The following is a 17,828-nucleotide window of genomic DNA, read 5'->3' as shown; positions in this document are numbered from 1 at the left end:
GAGCCCGCGATGGTGACCGAAGGCCGCCAGCGCATCGACAAGTGGCTGTTCTTTTCGCGCGCGGTGAAGTCGCGCTCGCTGGCCGCCAAGCTGGTGACGGCGGGGCGCGTGCGCATCAATCGCGACAAAGCGGCGCAGGCCTCGGATTTCGTCAAGGCGGGCGACGTGCTCACCATCACGCTGGAGCGCCGCGTTCTCATCTGGAAAGTGCTCGATGCGGGTGCCCGCCGCGGTCCGGCGCCGGAGGCACGCATGCTCTACGAGGACATGTCGCCGCCCGCCCGCGCGCCCGATCCCGCGCTGCCCGACGCGCTGCCGCCGCTCCGGGACGTCGGCAGCGGCCGGCCGACGAAAAAGGAACGGCGCCAGATCGACCGCTTCAGGGACGGCGACTGAGCGCGGCGCTCTCCGGCTGGCCACAGGCCCTGAAAAATCATTTCCCGGCCGGGCGGACGTGCAGGAAAGCTACCCTTGCAAGAGGCCTGCAAAGGGGATACCTCACCGCCGAACACGCCGAAATGACGGGACTTTCCCGGAGCCGCCTATGACCTACATCGTCACCGACAATTGCATCAAGTGCAAGTATATGGACTGTGTCGAGGTCTGTCCGGTCGACTGTTTCTACGAAGGCGAGAACATGCTCGTCATCCACCCGGACGAGTGCATCGACTGCGGCGTGTGCGAGCCCGAATGCCCGGCCGACGCGATCAAGCCGGATACCGAGCCGGGGCTCGACAAATGGCTCCAGATCAACACCGAATACGCGGACAAGTGGCCGAACATCGCCACCAAGAAGGAACCGCCCGAGGACGCCAAGCAGTTCGACGGCGAGACCGGCAAGTTCGAGAAGTATTTTTCGCCGGAGCCGGGCGCGGGCGACTGAAAACCTGACGCAGGGGAAGGCAAGGCGATATTTCGAGGCGGCGCCCGCTTGGCGGGCGCTACCGTTCGCTTGTGCGGCAAAATCTTGATTCTTCCGACTTTTTGTGTTACATAATCCGGACATGCCGGTGACACGACGTCGATTTATGGCGCGAAGCCTTACTCACTGAAAGGTGCCTTTCATCACCCGGACCAGAGCAATCTGGGTCGGCAATCGCGGTTTTGCGGTGCCTGCCTTTGAGCTTTCCGGGCAAGGACGTCGCGCGGCAAACGGATCGGCAAGGGTCCGACAGCGGAGTTCAGCCGGCATGATGCCGGCTACAACCAAGGAGTGCAGGGCGTAATGGCAACAGCAACCCCCCAGAAGAAGTCCGCAGCCGCGGCTGGCCGCCACGGCTTCAAGACCGGTGAGTTCATCGTCTATCCGGCGCATGGCGTCGGCCAGATCGTGTCGATCGACGAGCAGGAAGTCGCCGGCATTAAGCTCGAGCTGTTCGTCATCGACTTTCAGAAGGACAAGATGCGCCTCAAGGTGCCGGTCGCCAAGGCCACTTCGATCGGCATGCGCAAGCTTTCCGAGACCGACTATGTCGAGCGCGCTCTGAAGGTCGTGCAGGGCCGTGCCCGCGTCAAGCGCACCATGTGGTCGCGCCGCGCGCAGGAATACGACGCCAAGATCAATTCCGGCGACCTGATCTCGATCTCCGAAGTCGTGCGCGATCTCTACCGTGCCGAGAACCAGCCCGAGCAGTCCTACTCCGAGCGCCAGCTCTACGAGGCGGCGCTCGACCGCATGGCGCGCGAGATCGCTGCCGTGAACCGCATGTCGGAGACCGAGGCGGTGCGCCTCATCGAGGTCAACCTGAACAAGGGGCCGAAGCGCGGCGCCAAGGCCGAGGCCGACAACGAAGAGTCCGAGCAGGAAGAAGCTGCCTGAGCCGCTTTCGCCTGAACACGATCACGAAGACCCGGCCATTACGCCGGGTCTTTTTTGTTTTGAGAGGGCGAAGCGGCGCGGTAGTTCGTCATCCTGTCGCGAAGCAGGCCGAAGGCCGCCGCCGGGACGTTCAGATTCGAGCCTGAGCAACGTTGCCACACGAGACGGCGGACGAAGACCGCTGTTTCGGCATCGCAGGCATCTCGCCATCGTTCGGGCATGGATCCTCGGGTCGCGTTCCGCTTCGCTCCCCTTGCCCGAGGATGACGAGGGCGAGTTGTTTCGACCTTCATTTGTCCACCACTTCCGCATCGATGCGACAATGCCTGCCGTCTCGCTATGGGCGGATGCACAGGGAAAGGCGGCGATGGACTGGGCGGCGGCGATCGAATGGAACCGGGTGGCGCTGACGCGCGTGCTGGCCATGCTCGTCGCCATGACCGGGGTAGGGAGCGGGCAGTCGGCAATCGCCGGCCGGCAGTCGGAACAGGGATCGGCGCAGGTTGTTGATGGCTTGGCCGACCGCCCGTCGCCGGCTGGTGGCCATCCTCCATTACTGCCGCGTCATCTGCACCGGGCCGTGCTTCGCCTGCTGCGCCCGGCAGAGGCCGCTGCGCGACGGCTGGTCATCGCCGCGGCGCGCGGGCTGATGGTGGCGCCGGTAACGATGCGCCAGGCGAGGCCGGATCAAGTGACTGTGCGCCGCGGCGCCGGTATCTCGAAACCGGCCATCGTCCTAGCACCCCCTCCCCACAAGGGGGAGGGGGCCGTCCACGTCGCGCCCCGCTCTCCAGCGTGTGCGCCAAGCGCAAAGGCTGCAGAATTCCCCTCCCCCTTGTGGGGAGGGGTTAGGGGTGGGGGTACGAAAACGTCGGCCGGAAAGCTCGGCTTTCCCCTTTTTGATTCCTTGCCCCGAGACCGTCCGTACCGTCCACGCCAGAGCAGCGTGCCGCGCATATCGGTGCCTGGCTTCAGCCGGCTTGCCCCCGTCACTGTCCGCCCGCCGCCGGCACCCGACGATCTTCTCGACGCCACGCGGCTCAACCTGCGCCTTTCCGCGCTCCAGCGCGTGCTGGACGACCTGCCGCGCCAGGCGCAACGCTTCGCGCGCTGGCAGGCGCGTTCCAGGGAGCGGCGCGACGGGCCGGGTGAGCCGCGCTCCCTTCTTGCGGGAGCGACAAGAGTCGGAAGGACAGGGGCGGGAGCGACGGGCGTCGTAAGGGCAGGGGCTGCGGCAAAGCGCCGGTGGACGCGGATATGGCCGCTGCGCCCCGGCCGGCCGCCGGGCTGGAGGCGCAGGTTCAAACAGGATGTCCACCATATTCTCGACAACGCCCACGGCCTCGCTCTGTTCGCGCTGGCCGAACGCCCCGACACGTCCTGAGCGCTCCGCAGGTGCCCGTCCGCCTGTCAATCCGCTGTCTTCATCGCCCCGGCTCATGCCCCGGTGCTCATCCGGTCGTGCCTGCCGCGCCGAGGGCAGGCGCCTGCACGGGCGGCGGCAAGGCGAGGCAGGCGGCGCAAACGGCGCGGCGATGGGCGCGCTTGGCGAACCAGCCGGTCTGTGGGCATGGTATCGGGAACAGGACGGCTTGCGCGAGGGCAGGATGGCATCGTTGAAGGAATTGAAAACCCATCTGCGCCTGGAAGCGCTCGGCCGCCGCGACGCGCTCGATCCGGACTGGCGCATCGAGGCTTCGCTGCGCATGGCAGGTTATATCGGGACAATGGACCTGACGCATGGCCCGGTGGTATCCGGCTTCATGCCGATCCGCTCGGAGGCCGATCTGAGGCCGTCGATGGCGGCGTTGGCGGACCGGGGCGCGCGGCTCTGCCTGCCGGTCGTGCTCGACCGCGAAACCATCGTCTTTCGCGAACTGGTGCGCGGCGCGCCGATGGTTTCCACCGGCTTCGGCACCTCAGGTCCCGGACCGGAAGCGGCGGTGCTCGATCCCGACATCATGCTGGTGCCGCTGGCGGCCTTCGACCGGCGCGGCCATCGGCTCGGTTACGGCGCCGGCCATTACGACCGCGCCATCGCGCGGCTGCACGCGGCCGGCCGGCGCCCGCACCTGATCGGCGTCGCCTTCGACTGCCAGGAGGTCGAGCGCGTGCCCGACGAGGTCCATGACGTGATGCTCGCCGAAATCCTCACCGAGAGCGGGTTGCGGACATTCGCCGCGCCCGGCTAAAGTCCCGCCGACATATACGTGCGTGACCTCCTGAAAGTCATGCGGTCTTGGGCAGCTTTTGGACATCGCATGCGACTTCTCTTTCTCGGGGACATGGTGGGCAAGACCGGCCGCACGGCGGTGTGGGAGCAGCTTCCCGGCCTGATCTCCGATTTCCGACTCGACTTCGTCATCGTCAATGGCGAGAACGCGGCCGGCGGCTTCGGCATCACCCGCGAGATATTCCAGTCCACCCTCGACGCCGGCGCCGACGTGGTCACGACCGGCAATCATGTCTGGGACCAGCGCGAGGCGCTGACCTTCGCTTCGCAGGAGGACCGCTTCCTTCGGCCGGCCAATTTCCCGAAAGGAACGCCGGGACGCGGCTCGGGCGTCTACATCGCCCGCAACGGCGCGCGCGTGTTCGTCTCCAACATCATGGGCCGGGTGTTCATGCACCCCGAACTGGACGACCCGTTCCAGTCCGGCGAGCAGGAGCTTTCCACCTGTCCGCTGGGCGAGCAGGCCGACGCGGTCATCGTCGACTTCCATGCTGAGGCGACGAGCGAGAAGATGTGCTTCGGCCATTTCGTCGACGGGCGGGCCAGCGCGGTGATCGGCACGCATACCCACCAGCCGACCGCCGACCACCAGATCCTCGACGGCGGCACGGCCTATATTTCAGACGCCGGCATGTGCGGCGACTACGATTCCTCGCTCGGCATGGACAAGGAGGAGCCGCTCAACCGCTTTCTGTCGAAAGTGCCGAAGGGGCGCTTCGAAGCGGCCAGCGGCCCGGCGACGCTGTGCGGCGTCGGCATCGAGATTTCCGATCGCACGGGCCTGGCAGATCGAATCGCGCCCTTCCGCCGGGGACCGCGGCTGGAAGAAACCGTTCCCGCGTTCTGGTCATGAGCTTGAACTTTGCCGGCGACGCACCTAACTGCCGGGCAATCCACGGGCCGATCCGCAGGTTTGGCCCTGGGCATATCTGACGCCGCCACCGCCACCTGACTGGGACGACGCCATTGCCGCTGATCGATTTCCTCAGCCCCCATTTCGCCTTCGTCTCCGACCCGACTGCGTGGGCCGCCCTGCTGACGCTGATCGTGCTGGAGGTCGTGCTCGGCATCGACAACCTGATCTTCATCTCGATCCTGACCAACAAGCTGCCGGAAGCGCAGCGGGTGCCGGCAAGGCGACTGGGCATCTCGGCCGCGCTCGTCATGCGGCTGATCCTACTGGCGACGATCTCGATCATCGTGCAACTGACCACACCGGTCTTCACAGCCTTCGGCCACGGCTTTTCCTGGCGCGACCTGATCCTGGTCGCCGGCGGCCTGTTCCTGGTCTGGAAGGCGACGAAGGAGATTCACCACACGGTCGATCCGGCCGAGCATGAGGATCCGTCCGTTGCCAAAACCCTGCAGCTGAGCCTCGCCGGCGCGATCTTCCAGATCCTGTTGCTCGACCTCGTCTTCTCGATCGATTCCATCATCACCGCCGTCGGCATGACCGACGAGATCGCGATCATGTATATCGCCGTGATCGTCGCGGTGTCGGTGATGATGCTGGCGGCCACGCCGCTCGCCAACTTCATCGAGAAGAACCCGACCATCGTCATGCTGGCGCTGGGCTTCCTTTTGATGATCGGCATGACGCTGATCGCCGACGGGTTCGGCTACCATGTGCCGAAGGGCTATATCTACGCGGCGATGGGCTTTTCGGCACTGGTCGAAGGGCTCAATATGCTGGCGCGGCGCAGGAAGGCCAGGCGCGGCGGCCATTGACGCCGGTTCCGGCACCGATGCCGTGATGCGTTCGGTTCCGGGGAAAAGGCAGCCGGCCTTTCCCTGCCGCCCGACTGGACGAAATGGGCCGGTTTATCTATAAGCGCCGGCAAATCCGACAGTCCGAGAGAAAATCCGCGGGAGCCCAATGGCCGGCCATTCACAGTTCAAGAACATCATGCACCGCAAGGGTCGCCAGGACGCGATCCGCTCGAAGCTGTTCTCCAAGCTGGCGCGCGAGATCACCGTCGCCGCCAAGCTCGGCACGCCCGACCCGGCCATGAACCCGCGCCTTCGCCTGGCCATCCAGGCGGCCAAGGCCGAGTCGATGCCGAAGGACAATATCCAGCGCGCCATCAACAAGGCGAGCGGCGGCGACAGCGAGAACTACGAGGAAGTGCGCTACGAGGGCTACGGCCCCGGTGGCGTGGCGCTGATCGTGGAAGTGCTGACCGACAACCGCAACCGCTCCGCTTCCAACGTGCGCGCGGCCTTCACCAAGGCCGGCGGCGCGCTCGGCGAGACCGGCTCGGTGTCCTTCATGTGGGATCGCGCCGGCGAGATCACCTACCCGGCTTCCGCGGGCGACGCCGACAAGGTGATGGACGCCGCGATCGAGGCCGGCGCAGAGGATGTCGAGAGCGACGAGGACGGCCACACCATCTATTGCGGCTTCGAGGATCTCGGTGATGTCTCGAAGGCGCTGGAGGCCGCGCTCGGCGAGGCGCAATCGGTCAAGGCGATCTGGAAGCCGCAGAACAACGTGCCTGTCGACGAGGAGCGCGCGCAGTCGCTGATGAAGCTGGTCGCCACGCTCGAGGACGATGACGACGTGCAGAACGTCTACGCCAATTTCGAGGTGGACGACGCCACGCTGGCCAAGCTCAGCGCGGCCTGACTTTTTCGACGGGCGAGGTCATCTCTGGATGAAGCTCCCATGAATGAAGCGAAGCCCCGCATCGTCATCACCTACTGCACCCAGTGCCAGTGGTTGCTGCGCGCCGGCTGGATGGCGCAGGAGCTGCTCTCCAGCTTCGGCGCCGATCTCGGCGAAGTGACGCTGGTGCCGGGCACGGGCGGCGTCTTCACCATCACCTGTGACGGTGAACTGATCTGGGATCGCAAGCGCGACGGCGGATTTCCCGACGCGGCCGAACTGAAGCGCCGCGTGCGCGACCTTGTCTGGCCCGAGCGGGAACTGAGGCACTCGGAGAAGAAGAAGGGCTGAGGCTCGGAGCGTCTGCGCCATTCCTCACCCTTCTCCGCCGGTGGCAGCGCAATTGTCAACGGGGCGCTGTACCCCCACCCCTAACCCCTCCCCACAAGGGGGAGGGGGATTTTGCGGCAGCGTCACGACGAGCCAACCTCGGCAATTTTGGACAAGACGGTATGTCGGCGTCTCCCTCCCCCTTGTGGGGAGGGGACAGGGGTGGGGGTATGCGACGGTCGGATTTAAGCGCCTACTCCGCCACCGGCGTCCAGATGACGTCGTCGATGCGCGCGGCGCCGGTCGCGAGCATGACCAGCCGGTCGAAGCCGAGGGCGATGCCGCTGGCCTCGGGCATCAGGGCGAGAGCAGCCAGGAAATCCTCGTCGATCGGATAGCGCTCGCCGTAGATGCGCTCCTTCTCGTCCATGTCGGCCTCGAAGCGGCGGCGCTGCTCGGCCGGGTCGGTCAACTCGCCGAAACCGTTGGCGAGTTCCACGCCGCAGGCATAGAGCTCGAAGCGCTCGGCGACGCGCGGGTCGCGGGTGCTGGGGCGCGCAAGGGCTGCCTCGGGAACCGGATATTCGTAGAGGACGGTCGCTCGGCCATGCCCGAGATTGGGCTCGATCCTCTCGACCATGACGCGGCTGAACAGGTCGCCCCAATTGTCGTCGGGCGCGGTGCGGATGCCGGCCTGCGTCAGTGCGGCCCGCAGCGCATCGCCGTCCGTCGCGCCGTCGGGGGCGACGGTCGCCAACAAATCGATGCCGGCGTGACGATCGAAGGCCTCGGCGACGCTCAGGCGTTCAGGCACGGCGAAGGGATCGGCCTCGCGGCCGCGGTAGGTCAGGCGCTTCGTTCCGGCGCGCTCGGCGGCGAGCGCCAGGAAGGCGGCGCAATCGTCCATCAGCGCCTCGTAGGGCTCGCCGGCGCGATACCATTCCAGCATGGTGAATTCGGGATGATGCAGCGGCCCGCGCTCACGGTTGCGCCAGACCTGCCCGAAGGAGAACAGCCGCGTCTCGCCGGCGGCGAGCAGCTTCTTGCAGGCGAACTCCGGCGAGGTGTGCAGATAATAAGGTCTACGCGAGCCGTCCGGCCGGATCGCCTCGGTGGCGAAGGCGGAAAGATGCGTCTCGTTGCCGGGCGAGACCTGCAGCGCCGCCGTCCCGACCTCGATGAAATCGCGTTCGGCAAGCCAGACGCGCAGGGCGGCGGCGATGGCGTTGCGCGCCAGCAGGCGCGGCCGCCGGTCGGCATGGACATGCGGCGTCCACCAGGGAGAAGCGCTGGTCATGGGCGTTCCAATGGGGCGTTGCAATCGGCGATCCGAACGGGGGAGACTGGCGATCATCCTTAAGATGCGCTAAGGGCCTGCGCAACACGCAAGCAGATTCAGGAACATCATGGTCAAGGTCATCGCCAGCTCGCTCCGCAAGGGCAATGTCGTCGACAAGGACGGCAGGCTCTACGTCGTCCTGTTCGCCGAGAACATCCATCCCGGCAAGGGCACGCCGGTCACGCAGCTCGACATGCGCCGCATCTCCGACGGGGTGAAGGTGTCGGAGCGCTACCGCACCACCGAGCAGGTCGAGCGCGCCCATGTCGAGGACCGCGAGCATACGTTTCTGTATAATGACGACGAGGGGTATCATTTCATGAACCCCGAGACCTACGACCAGCTCGCGGTGTCCGCCGACGTGGTGGGCGACGCAGCGCCCTATCTGCAGGAAGGCATGACGGTGTCGCTTTCGGTGCATGAAGGCGTCGGCATCGCCATCGTGCTGCCGCAGCGCGTGGTCTTCGAGGTGGTCGAGACCGAGCCGGTGACCAAGGGCCAGACGGCCTCGTCGTCCTACAAGCCGGCGATCCTGTCCAACGGCGTCAAGACCACGGTGCCGCCGCATATCAGCACCGGCACGCGCATCGTCGTCATGACGGCCGACGGCTCCTATGTCGAGCGCGCGAAAGACTGAAGCGGAGTCTTTCTAGCGTCAGCGCGCCAGCGCATAGCACAGCAGCGCGCCGGCGCCGGCGATCGTGCGCAGGTGATTCCATGGCACCCAGTCGGCCAGGAAACGCGACCACGTCGCGGCATCGCCCGACGCGGCCAGCGTGTCGTTCAGCGGCACGTTGACGACCGCCGTCACGCCGAAGACCCCGACGAGATAAAGCAGGCTGCCTGACAGCAGCCAGGCCGATCCCGGCTGGCTCCAGCCAAGCGCCGCCCTGACGCCCAGACACAGGGCGAGCGCGGCCGTGCCCATGAAAACGGCCAGGAACAGCGGGTTCACGATGACGACGTTGATCGCATTCATCGCATCCGCGCCCTGTGCGGCGGGCAGCCGGGCAAGGGCGGCCATGACCGCAGTCGAAAATGCGAAGAACAACCCGGCCATCAGGCCGCTTCCCATGATGGCGAGAACAAGAGCGACGGAGAAAAACGGAGCAAGCATCGGTCGGCCTCCATAATATGAGCAATGTTCATGTTGAATAACGTGATAAACGCTCATATTATCGATGTCAACGGGAGTTGCGATGTGAACAGCGACGGCGATCTTCAGCCCCTGGAAACGGTCGAACCGCGGCGGCTGCCGAGCCAGCAGCGCAGCCGCGAGCGGGTGGAGCGGATGCTCCAGGCGGCGTCCGACCTGATCGCCGCGCATGGCAGCGACGCGCTCAAGATGCGCGAAGTGGCCGAACGCGCGGGCGTTCCCATCGGTTCGCTCTACCAGTTTTTCCCCGACAAGAGCGCCATCATCCGCACGTTGGCCGAACGGTATACGCGGGAGAGCAGGACCTGCATCGCCGAGGCTCTGTCTGAGGTGCGCACCGGGCAGGACCTGTCGCGCGCTTTCGGCGAGCTGGTCGATACCTATTATCGGCTGTTCCTGTCCGAGCCGGTGATGCGCGACATCTGGTCAGGCACACAGGCCGACAAGGCGCTAAGGGCGCTCGAGCTGGAAGACAGCCGCGCCAGCGCGCGACTGCTCACGCAGGCATTGCTGCGCGTCGAGCCGCAACGGGATGCCGGCGCAACGGAAAAGCTGGCGTTTCTGGTCTGGCAGTTGGGAGAGGCAGCGGTCCGGCTCGCCGTTTCGGTCGAACAGGGCGAAGGGGAAGCGATGCTCGAGACTTACAAGCGCATGGCGCTGCGCGAACTTGCGGGCGAAGAAATTCCCTGAATGACAAAACCCGCCGCGAGAGGCGGGTTTTCGAAATGCGCCGGTTGGGCCGTTTCGGCTCAGATGCCGAGATTGGCGAACTTGTTCTTGAACTTCGACAGGCGGCCGCCGCGGTCGAGCAGCGTCTGCTGGCCGCCGGTCCAGGCCGGATGGGTCGACGGGTCGATGTCGAGGTTCATCGTGTCGCCTTCCTTGCCCCAGGTCGAGCGGGTCTCGTACTCGGTGCCGTTGGTCATGACGACCTTGATGGTGTGGTAGTCGGGATGGATTTCGGCCTTCATCTGATCTGTCCTGCTGGCATGGCGCCAACGCCCTGCGGCGATGCGCCCCTTGTCAAAAATCCGAAGCCGCAGCTAAGGAAAGCCACGGCTTCAAAAACGGTCGGCGTGCCTATACATCAGTCGCGACAGTTAGACAAGAAGAGATAGACGGGCCACGCCAGGCTCGCCTGGGAAGAGACCCGAAGGACACGCAATCATGGCGCAAACGACGAGCGCGGCGGAACGACGCCGCTCTCTCCAGCCGCTCCGCCGCCTCTTTCCCTACATCGGACGGTATCGGGGGCTCGTCGTCGGAGCGGTGGTTTCTCTGACGCTGGCGGCGGTCACCACGCTGGCGCTGCCGCTCGCGGTGCGGCGGATGATCGACCATGGCTTCTCGTCGTCCGATTCCACCTTTATCGCCTCCTATTTCGCCATGCTGGTGGTGATGGCGGCGGTTCTCGCGGCGGCCTCGGCGGGGCGCTACTTCTTCGTCATCACGCTCGGCGAGCGGGTCGTCGCCGATCTCAGGCGCGACGTGTTCGCCCATGTCACGACGCTGTCGCCGGCCTTCTTCGACACCACCCAGTCAGGCGAGATCGTGTCGCGGCTCGCCGCCGACGCCACGCAGGTGAAGTCGGCTGTCGGCGCGACCGCCTCGGTGGCGTTGCGCAACCTCATCCTCGGCGTCGGGGCGGTCGCCATGATGGTCGTCACCAGCCCGAAGCTGTCGTCGCTGGTGCTGGTCGCCATTCCCGTCATCGTTCTGCCGCTGATCGCCTTCGGCCGCTCCGTGCGCCGGCGCTCGCGCCAGGCGCAGGACATGCTGGCCGGCGCCACCGCCTATGCGTCCGAGCAGATCGGAGCGATCCGCACGCTGCAGTCCTTCACCAACGAGAAGCTCGTCACCGGCCGCTTCGCGGCGGCCGTGGAGAACGCCTTCACGGCGGCGCGGGCGTCCATCCTGGCGCGCTCCCTGCTTACATTCATTGCGATCTTCCTGATCTTCTCCTCGGTCGTGGCGGTGCTCTGGTTCGGCTCCCACGACGTGCTGGTTGGGGCCATGTCGCCCGGCACGCTCGGCCAGTTCCTGCTCTACGCGGTGTTCGCAGCCGGCGCGCTCGGCGCGCTCTCGGAGGTCTGGGGCGAGCTGGCGCTGGCGGCGGGCGCCGCAGAGCGGATGACCGAAATCCTTGCCGAGCCTCCGGCGATCGTGGCGCCGCGCGAGCCGGTCGCCCTGCCGGCGGCCACGGGCGCTATCGCCTTCGAGAAGGTCTCCTTCGCCTATCCGGCGCGCCCCGACCGCGCGGCCGTCCACGATCTGGCCTTTACGGTGAAGCCCGGCGAGACGGTGGCGATCGTCGGCCCCTCCGGAGCGGGCAAAAGCACCGTGTTCTCGCTGATCCAGCGCTTCTACGATCCCGATGCCGGGATCGTCCGCGTCGACGGCGTCGATCTGAGGCGGACGGACCCGGCGGCCGTGCGCGCCCGCATCGCCATCGTGCCTCAGGACGTCGCCATCTTCGCCGCCAGCGCGCGCGACAATATCGGCTTCGGCCGGCCGGGCGCGTCCGACGGCGAGATCGAGGCGGCGGCGAAGGCGGCGCTCGCCGACGAGTTCATCGGCCGGCTGGCCGAAGGCTATAATACGCAGCTCGGCGAGCGCGGCGTGATGCTGTCCGGCGGCCAGCGCCAGCGCATCGCGATCGCCCGCGCCATCTTGCGCGACGCGCCGATCCTGCTTCTCGACGAGGCAACCTCGGCGCTCGACGCGGCCAGCGAAAAGCTGGTGCAGGAAGCACTTGACCATCTCATGCAGGGCCGCACCACGCTGGTCATCGCGCATCGCCTCGCCACCGTGCTGAAGGCCGACCGCATCCTGGTGATGGAGGACGGGCGGATCGTCGAAGAGGGCACCCACAAGAGCCTGGTGGCGCGCGGCGGCGTTTACGCCAAGCTCGCGCGCCTGCAGTTCGAGACCGGCGCGGACGCCTTCAAGGGCGCGGCGGAGTAAGCGCGGTCGCTGCGGCTTACCCCAGCAGGTTGCGCGCTGTGCGCATGAAAATCCTTGCGCCGATCGGGATGAGGTCGTCGGGGAAATCGTAATCGGGGTTGTGCAGAGAGGGGTGGTTCTCGCCGGCGCCGAGGAAGAACATCGCCGACGGGCTGCTTCCGCCGAAGATGCCGAAATCTTCCGAGGCGCGCATCGGCAGGCCGTCTTCCGTGTGGCGGACACCCTCCTGGTCGAGCGCGGTACGCAGGTGATCGACGGCTTGCGGCGCGTTCATGCTGGCGACGAAGATCTCGTGATAGTCGATGGCCGATGTCAGGCCGTATTCGCGGGCGACGGTCCGGACAAGGTCTTCGGCGGCGGCGCACAGGCCGGCCATGCGCTCGTCGAGCCGCGTCCGCAAGGTCGCCCAGACCTCGGCGCGGCCCGGCGCCACGCCGAAGACGGCCTCGCCCATCGAGGCATGGGTGACGGTCACCATGCCGAAGTCGTCGTCGCTGAAGGCACCGCTGCCGAGTTTCGCCAGCACGGGCATCAGCTCGCTGACGGCCGGCATCGGCGAGACGCCGGTTTCAGGCATCGAAGAGTGCGCGGTCTTGCCTTCCAGCACGATGCGCATGCCCCGCGAGGCGCAGTTCACGACGCCCGGCTTCAGCCTGACCTCTCCGAACGGAACGCCCGGCAGATTGTGCAGGGAGAACGAGAAGTCCGGCGCGATCGCGCCGAAGCGCGGATCGGCGACCACGCCGGCCGCGCCGTCGCCAGTCTCCTCCGCCGGCTGGAACATCAGCACGACGCGGCCGCGCGCCGGGCGCTGTCGCCCGAACTGGCGACCCAGCGCGGCGAGGATGGCGGTGTGCCCGTCATGGCCGCACATATGCGACTTGCCCGGCACGCGCGAGGCATGCGGCACACCCGACAGCTCCTCGATCGGCAGGGCGTCGAGCTCGGAACGGAACAGCAGTGTGGGACCGGGCCTGCCGCTGTCATAGACCATTGCCACGCCGTGCCCGCCCAGCCCGGTCAGCACGTCGTCCGGCCTCGTGTCGGCGAGAAAGGCGACGACCTCGCGGGCGGTGGCCTCCTCCTCGTTGGAAATCTCCGGCTGCCGGTGCAGCTTGCGCCGCCATGCGGCGAGTTCGACAAGGTCCTGGTTCGTCAGGGTCAATTGCGCCTCCGCTCTCGGTTTCTGCCCGCCGCTCAGGCGGCATAGCGCGCGCGCAGATGCGCGATGAAATAGCCGGCGTCGAGCTTTTGGCCGGTCGCCCGTTCCATCAGCTCCGGCGTCGACCAGCGCGAGCCTTGCGACCAGATGGTGTCGCGCCGCCAGCCGTTGATGACCGTGAAGTCGCCGCGGGCAAGATCGTCGTCGGCCCGCGGATGGGCCTTCGTCAGCGCGGCCCATTGCTGCGCCGCCATCATGGCGCCGAGCGTATAGGAGGGGAAATAGCCGAAGGCGCCGGCGGGCCAGTGCACGTCCTGCATCGGCCCGTCGGCGGGGTTGTCGATGGTGGACAGACCGAGCGCGTCGCGCATGCCGGCGTCCCAGGCTTCCGGGATCTGCGCCACCTCCAGCCGGCCGGCCACCAGCTCCTGTTCCAGTTCGTAGCGCAGGATGACGTGTAGCGGGTAGGTCACTTCGTCGGCGTCGACGCGGATCAGGCCGCGCTCGACATGGTGGACATGCGGCAGGATGTCGTCGAGCGTCCAGCTCTCGCCGAGATGGGCCTCGACCACCGGCAGCGCCCAGCGCCAGAAGGCCGGGTTGCGGCCGATCTGCTTTTCCACGAACAGGCTCTGGCTCTCGTGGACGCTCATGCCGCGCGCCTTGCCGAGCGGCCAGTGCGACCATTGTTTCGGCAGGTTCTGTTCATAGAGCGCGTGGCCCGTCTCGTGCAGCGTGCCCATCAGCGCCGACAGGAACTCGGCCGTGCGGTAGCGCGTGGTGATGCGCACGTCGCTCGGCACGCCGCCGCAGAAGGGGTGGTGCGAGACCGACAGGCTGCCATGCGTCAGGTCGAAGCCGACCGCCGCCATCATGGCCAGACCGAGTTCCCGCTGCTTTTCGGCCGGGTAGCTGCCCGAAAGCGGCTTCAGCGGCCGCTTCGCCAACCGCTCATCCTGGATGGCGAGCGCCTGCGGGACGAAGTCCTTCAAGAAGGCTTTCAGCTCGGCGAAGACCGGCGTGATCTCGGCCACGCGATTGCCGGGATCGTACTGTTCCATCAGCGCGTCGTAGGACGCGAGGCCGAGCGCCTCGGCGCGCATGGCCGCTTCCTCGCGCACCAGCGAGACGACGTTTTCCAGCGCCGGCTGAAATGCCGCCCAGTCGTTCCTGGCGCGCATGTCGCGCCAGAGCTGCTCGCAGCGCATGCGCGCGGCCGTCTGGCGTTCGACGAACTCGGACGGCAGGCAAGTCATGTTGGTATATTGGCGGCGGAATTCGCGGAGCGCCGCCGCCTGGTCCTCGTTCAGCGGTTCCTGTTCGGCGGCGTCGATCCAGTCGGCGATCTCGGGCGCGGTGGCCTGGCGATGAAACATGCCGGCCAGCATGGCCATTGCCTCGGCGCGCTTTTCGCCGCCGCCCACGGCCATGTGGGTGGCCTCGTCGGCGCCGAGGATGGCCAGCGCGTGTTCCAGGGCTTCCAGCCTGTGACCGAGCGCGTCGAGTTTCTCGAACGACATTTTTTCCCCTTGGCTTTGCTTGCGGCGGCGCAAGAGACACCGGCAGGCAGGCAATGGCAAGGCCCGCACCGACAGGATCGGCTGGACCATGACGGCACCGGCCCTCCGTACCAGCCTTCTGGCATAGGCCGGCAGGGCAGGACGGGCGCGCGAAAAAGAAAACGCCCGGCCGGGCCGGGCGTCTCGCTGTCCTGGATTTCGGATCGATTGGTCTACTTGGTGTAGACCGGCTCGGGCGTCGGCTCGTAGGCCACCGGCACGGGCTGCGAGCAGCGGGGATCGCCGCCGAACTGGTAGCGCAGGCCGCCGCGCACTTCATGCACGTTGAAGCCCTTGTCGAAGCCGGGGCCGGAGCTGCTGGCGTCGTATTCGAACATGCGCCCGCCCTGGATGTGGGTGAAGCGATAGCCGGCGTCCACCTTCCAGTGATCGGTCAGGCAGTAGGAGGCGCCGGCCATGAGCGAATAGGCGAAGCGCCAGTTCTTGGAGCCCGGATTGGTCTCGGTGGTGTTGGGATCGTAAACCCTGTCCCACTTGATATGGGCGCCGCCGATGCCCGCGCCGACATAGGGCGTGAAGCCGTTCCAGGTGCCGATGTCGGCATAGGCGTTCGCCATCAGCAGGTAGGTGCTCATGTTCGAATGCTCGTCGGAGGTGCACCCGCCGGCGCAGGCGGTGGAGCCGCGGAACTTGCTTTTGAACCAGTAGTCGCCCGTCAGGTCGACGCGGAAGTGGTCGTTCACCTGATAGCCGACGCCGAGGCCGAGGGAGGGGGCGCCGCGCAGCTTGTAGCTGGTGAATTCATTGTAGCCGCCCGGCGCGGTGATGTAGCGGGGCGCGCCCTTCATGTCGGTCCAGTGATAGTCGAGATCGCCGCGGATGTACCAGCCGTTGGTGTCGGCGGGCTGGTAGACCGGCTCGGCCGGCGCTTCCTCGACCACCGGTTCGATCAGGTCGGCGGCCCATGCGGGCGCCGCGATGCCGGCGACCATGCCGACCAGGATCGCTGTCCTTGCAAAGTTGAACATCCTCGTCACCCCTGGAGACGCCGGAACCCGTTCGGCCCGGCTCGATTGCCTTCGGTGGTGGATAATGAATTGCAAAGGTTAAAAGCCGTTTAACCCTGCCGATTAACCAAGAATCGCTAAAATCCGAATGATCGACCCGGTAACCCGAAACAAAAAGCCCGCGCGAGGCGGGCTTCCGATCGGCGGCTTTCGGTACCGCTCAGGCAGCGTTGCGCACCTCGGAAATGGCGTCAACGATCTCGTCTACCACCTTCTCGACCAGTTGTGAGTCGTCGCCCTCGGCCATGACGCGGATAAGCGGTTCGGTGCCGGACGGCCGGATGACCAGGCGGCCGGTCGCGCCGAGACGTTGGCGCGCGTCCTCGATTGCCGCCTTGACGCGCTTCTCCTCCAGCGGCGCGCCGCCGGAAAAGCGCACGTTCTTCAGCACCTGCGGCACCGGCTCGAATTTGCGGGACAGTTCGCTGACGGGCTTGTTCTGGCGCTTCACGCAGGCAAGCACCTGCAGGGCGGACACAAGGCCGTCGCCGGTGGTGGAGAAATCGGAAAGCACGATATGGCCCGACTGCTCGCCGCCGACATTGAGGCCGTGGGCACGCATGTGCTCGACCACGTAGCGGTCGCCGACCTTGGTGCGATGAAGCTGCAGGTTCAGGCTGCCGAGGAAACGCTCGAGTCCGAGATTGGACATGATGGTCGAGACCACGCCGCCGCCGGCGAGGCGGCCGGTCTGGTGCCATGACTCGGCGATCATCGCCATGATCTGGTCGCCGTCGACGATCTCGCCCTGTTCGTCGATGATGACGACGCGGTCGGCGTCGCCGTCCAGCGCGATGCCGATGTCGGCGCGCACTTCATGCACCTTCTTCTGCAATTCGACGGGATGGGTCGAGCCGCATTCCTTGTTGATGTTGAAGCCGTTCGGCTCGACGCCGATGGTCACCACCTCGGCGCCGAGTTCCCAAAGCGCGGCCGGCGCGACCTTATAGGCGGCGCCGTTGGCGCAGTCGACGACGATGCGCAGGCCCGACAGCGACATGGCGCGCGGCAGGGTGCGCTTGGCGAATTCGATGTAGCGGTCGTGCACGCCGTCGACGCGCTTGGCGCGGCCGAGCCCGTCGGAATCGGCGAGCGCCATCTCGACGTCGGAATCCAGCATCCGCTCGATGCGGTCCTCGATCTCGTCGGAAAGCTTGAAGCCGTCCGGCCCGAACAGCTTGATGCCGTTGTCGTAGTAGGCATTGTGCGAGGCCGAGATCATCACGCCCATGTCGGCGCGCAGGGAATGCACCAGCATCGCCACGGCCGGCGTCGGGATCGGGCCGAGCAGGAACACGTCCATGCCGGCGGCGCACAGGCCCGCGACCAGCGCGTTTTCGATCATGTAGCCCGACAGGCGGGTGTCCTTGCCGAGGACGACGCGATGGCGATGGCTTCCGCGCTGGAAGGAAAGGCCGGCGGCCATGCCGACGCGCATGGCGACCTCGGCGGTCATGGGGAACTTGTTGGCTCGCCCGCGAATGCCATCGGTGCCGAAATAACGTCCTGCCATCACCTATCGTCCCTGGCGGCTTTTCATGTCGCCCGTCAATGCCATAACTGCCGCGCGGCCGGCCATCACATTGTATGATCCTACGTTACCAATTCTTAGAAAACCGTTGTTCTGGCCGAA

Annotated in this window: 19 protein-coding genes; 12 read left to right on the top strand and 7 right to left on the bottom strand. The window is 66.4% G+C overall.

Annotated features, from left to right (window positions below; all coding sequences use genetic code 11):
• Positions 1–9: 9 nt before the first annotated feature.
• The 9 genes from ABMA46_RS17525 (at position 10) to ABMA46_RS17485 (ending at position 7,008) form a co-directional block, all read left to right on the top strand.
• Positions 10–396, top strand: coding sequence for an RNA-binding S4 domain-containing protein (locus tag ABMA46_RS17525; RefSeq protein WP_349001275.1), 387 nt, complete (start codon positions 10–12; stop codon positions 394–396).
• 148 nt (positions 397–544) lie between these two features.
• The gene (fdxA, locus tag ABMA46_RS17520; RefSeq protein WP_349001273.1) at positions 545–883 is read left to right on the top strand and encodes a ferredoxin FdxA; all 339 of its coding nucleotides are present in this window, start codon (positions 545–547) and stop codon (positions 881–883) included.
• A gap of 342 nt (positions 884–1,225) precedes the next feature.
• Positions 1,226–1,819, top strand: coding sequence for a CarD family transcriptional regulator (locus ABMA46_RS17515; RefSeq protein WP_349001272.1), 594 nt, complete (start codon positions 1,226–1,228; stop codon positions 1,817–1,819).
• A 322-nt stretch (positions 1,820–2,141) separates the two neighbouring features.
• Positions 2,142–3,203, top strand: a complete 1,062-nt coding sequence (locus tag ABMA46_RS17510; RefSeq protein ID WP_349001270.1) for a serine/threonine-protein kinase — start codon at positions 2,142–2,144, stop codon at positions 3,201–3,203.
• Between the two features lie 223 nt (positions 3,204–3,426).
• Positions 3,427–4,011 (top strand): 5-formyltetrahydrofolate cyclo-ligase, encoded by a 585-nt coding sequence (locus ABMA46_RS17505; protein ID WP_349001373.1) that lies wholly within the window; start codon positions 3,427–3,429, stop codon positions 4,009–4,011.
• Between the two features lie 69 nt (positions 4,012–4,080).
• Positions 4,081–4,905: a TIGR00282 family metallophosphoesterase gene (locus ABMA46_RS17500; RefSeq protein ID WP_349001269.1), complete on the top strand. Its 825-nt coding sequence runs from the start codon at positions 4,081–4,083 to the stop codon at positions 4,903–4,905.
• Between the two features lie 113 nt (positions 4,906–5,018).
• Complete coding sequence (locus ABMA46_RS17495) at positions 5,019–5,780, top strand: TerC family protein (RefSeq protein ID WP_349001268.1); 762 nt, start codon at positions 5,019–5,021, stop codon at positions 5,778–5,780.
• Positions 5,781–5,928: 148 nt separating this feature from the next.
• Complete coding sequence (locus tag ABMA46_RS17490; protein ID WP_349001267.1) at positions 5,929–6,678, top strand: YebC/PmpR family DNA-binding transcriptional regulator; 750 nt, start codon at positions 5,929–5,931, stop codon at positions 6,676–6,678.
• Between the two features lie 39 nt (positions 6,679–6,717).
• Positions 6,718–7,008, top strand: coding sequence for an Rdx family protein (locus tag ABMA46_RS17485; protein ID WP_349001266.1), 291 nt, complete (start codon positions 6,718–6,720; stop codon positions 7,006–7,008).
• Positions 7,009–7,240: 232 nt separating this feature from the next.
• Here the strand turns inward: ABMA46_RS17485 and epmA are convergent, their stop codons facing one another.
• Complete coding sequence (epmA, locus tag ABMA46_RS17480; protein ID WP_349001264.1) at positions 7,241–8,284, bottom strand: EF-P lysine aminoacylase EpmA; 1,044 nt, start codon at positions 8,282–8,284, stop codon at positions 7,241–7,243.
• Positions 8,285–8,393: 109 nt separating this feature from the next.
• On the opposite strand from epmA, the gene efp reads away from it, so the two are divergent.
• On the top strand, positions 8,394–8,963 hold the full coding sequence (gene efp, locus ABMA46_RS17475; protein WP_349001262.1) for an elongation factor P: 570 nt from the start codon (positions 8,394–8,396) through the stop codon (positions 8,961–8,963).
• Between the two features lie 18 nt (positions 8,964–8,981).
• On the opposite strand, the gene ABMA46_RS17470 is transcribed toward efp, so the two are convergent.
• Positions 8,982–9,443 (bottom strand): anthrone oxygenase family protein, encoded by a 462-nt coding sequence (locus tag ABMA46_RS17470; protein WP_349001260.1) that lies wholly within the window; start codon positions 9,441–9,443, stop codon positions 8,982–8,984.
• A gap of 84 nt (positions 9,444–9,527) precedes the next feature.
• Here ABMA46_RS17470 and ABMA46_RS17465 point away from each other — a divergent pair, with 84 nt between their 5' ends.
• The gene (locus tag ABMA46_RS17465) at positions 9,528–10,172 is read left to right on the top strand and encodes a TetR/AcrR family transcriptional regulator (RefSeq protein WP_349001258.1); all 645 of its coding nucleotides are present in this window, start codon (positions 9,528–9,530) and stop codon (positions 10,170–10,172) included.
• A gap of 59 nt (positions 10,173–10,231) precedes the next feature.
• On the opposite strand, the gene rpmE is transcribed toward ABMA46_RS17465, so the two are convergent.
• The gene (gene rpmE / locus ABMA46_RS17460; RefSeq protein WP_349001257.1) at positions 10,232–10,453 is read right to left on the bottom strand and encodes a 50S ribosomal protein L31; all 222 of its coding nucleotides are present in this window, start codon (positions 10,451–10,453) and stop codon (positions 10,232–10,234) included.
• Positions 10,454–10,649: 196 nt separating this feature from the next.
• Between rpmE and ABMA46_RS17455 the strand changes: the two genes are divergently transcribed.
• Positions 10,650–12,446, top strand: coding sequence for an ABC transporter transmembrane domain-containing protein (locus ABMA46_RS17455; RefSeq protein WP_349001256.1), 1,797 nt, complete (start codon positions 10,650–10,652; stop codon positions 12,444–12,446).
• A gap of 16 nt (positions 12,447–12,462) precedes the next feature.
• Here the strand turns inward: ABMA46_RS17455 and ABMA46_RS17450 are convergent, their stop codons facing one another.
• The 4 genes from ABMA46_RS17450 to glmM form a co-directional block, all read right to left on the bottom strand.
• Complete coding sequence (locus tag ABMA46_RS17450) at positions 12,463–13,611, bottom strand: amidohydrolase (RefSeq protein WP_349001255.1); 1,149 nt, start codon at positions 13,609–13,611, stop codon at positions 12,463–12,465.
• 32 nt (positions 13,612–13,643) lie between these two features.
• Positions 13,644–15,128 carry a carboxypeptidase M32 gene (locus ABMA46_RS17445; RefSeq protein WP_349001253.1) on the bottom strand — a complete coding sequence of 495 codons (1,485 nt, stop codon included), beginning with the start codon at positions 15,126–15,128 and terminating at the stop codon, positions 13,644–13,646.
• Between the two features lie 212 nt (positions 15,129–15,340).
• Complete coding sequence (locus tag ABMA46_RS17440; protein ID WP_349001252.1) at positions 15,341–16,156, bottom strand: outer membrane protein; 816 nt, start codon at positions 16,154–16,156, stop codon at positions 15,341–15,343.
• A 199-nt stretch (positions 16,157–16,355) separates the two neighbouring features.
• The gene (glmM, locus tag ABMA46_RS17435; protein WP_349001251.1) at positions 16,356–17,708 is read right to left on the bottom strand and encodes a phosphoglucosamine mutase; all 1,353 of its coding nucleotides are present in this window, start codon (positions 17,706–17,708) and stop codon (positions 16,356–16,358) included.
• Positions 17,709–17,828: the final 120 nt, after the last annotated feature.

The organism is Mesorhizobium hunchu (genome assembly GCF_040081975.1).
GTDB classification, from domain to species: domain Bacteria; phylum Pseudomonadota; class Alphaproteobacteria; order Rhizobiales; family Rhizobiaceae; genus Mesorhizobium; species Mesorhizobium hunchu.
Note: the sequence above shows the minus strand (reverse complement) of the source record. Positions and strands in the feature narration are given on the sequence as shown.

Bases quoted from the DNA above. Each gene is read 5' to 3' on its own strand.
- ABMA46_RS17525 (WP_349001275.1), top strand. From the start codon at position 10: ATGGTGACCGAAGGCCGCCAGCGCATCGACAAGTGGCTGTTCTTTTCG.
- fdxA (WP_349001273.1), top strand. From the start codon at position 545: ATGACCTACATCGTCACCGACAATTGCATCAAGTGCAAGTATATGGAC.
- ABMA46_RS17515 (WP_349001272.1), top strand. From the start codon at position 1,226: ATGGCAACAGCAACCCCCCAGAAGAAGTCCGCAGCCGCGGCTGGCCGC.
- ABMA46_RS17510 (WP_349001270.1), top strand. From the start codon at position 2,142: ATGCCTGCCGTCTCGCTATGGGCGGATGCACAGGGAAAGGCGGCGATG.
- ABMA46_RS17505 (WP_349001373.1), top strand. From the start codon at position 3,427: ATGGCATCGTTGAAGGAATTGAAAACCCATCTGCGCCTGGAAGCGCTC.
- ABMA46_RS17500 (WP_349001269.1), top strand. From the start codon at position 4,081: ATGCGACTTCTCTTTCTCGGGGACATGGTGGGCAAGACCGGCCGCACG.
- ABMA46_RS17490 (WP_349001267.1), top strand. From the start codon at position 5,929: ATGGCCGGCCATTCACAGTTCAAGAACATCATGCACCGCAAGGGTCGC.
- ABMA46_RS17485 (WP_349001266.1), top strand. From the start codon at position 6,718: ATGAATGAAGCGAAGCCCCGCATCGTCATCACCTACTGCACCCAGTGC.
- epmA (WP_349001264.1), bottom strand. From the start codon at position 8,284: ATGACCAGCGCTTCTCCCTGGTGGACGCCGCATGTCCATGCCGACCGG.
- efp (WP_349001262.1), top strand. From the start codon at position 8,394: ATGGTCAAGGTCATCGCCAGCTCGCTCCGCAAGGGCAATGTCGTCGAC.
- ABMA46_RS17470 (WP_349001260.1), bottom strand. From the start codon at position 9,443: ATGCTTGCTCCGTTTTTCTCCGTCGCTCTTGTTCTCGCCATCATGGGA.
- rpmE (WP_349001257.1), bottom strand. From the start codon at position 10,453: ATGAAGGCCGAAATCCATCCCGACTACCACACCATCAAGGTCGTCATG.
- ABMA46_RS17455 (WP_349001256.1), top strand. From the start codon at position 10,650: ATGGCGCAAACGACGAGCGCGGCGGAACGACGCCGCTCTCTCCAGCCG.
- ABMA46_RS17445 (WP_349001253.1), bottom strand. From the start codon at position 15,128: ATGTCGTTCGAGAAACTCGACGCGCTCGGTCACAGGCTGGAAGCCCTG.
- ABMA46_RS17440 (WP_349001252.1), bottom strand. From the start codon at position 16,156: ATGTTCAACTTTGCAAGGACAGCGATCCTGGTCGGCATGGTCGCCGGC.
- glmM (WP_349001251.1), bottom strand. From the start codon at position 17,708: ATGGCAGGACGTTATTTCGGCACCGATGGCATTCGCGGGCGAGCCAAC.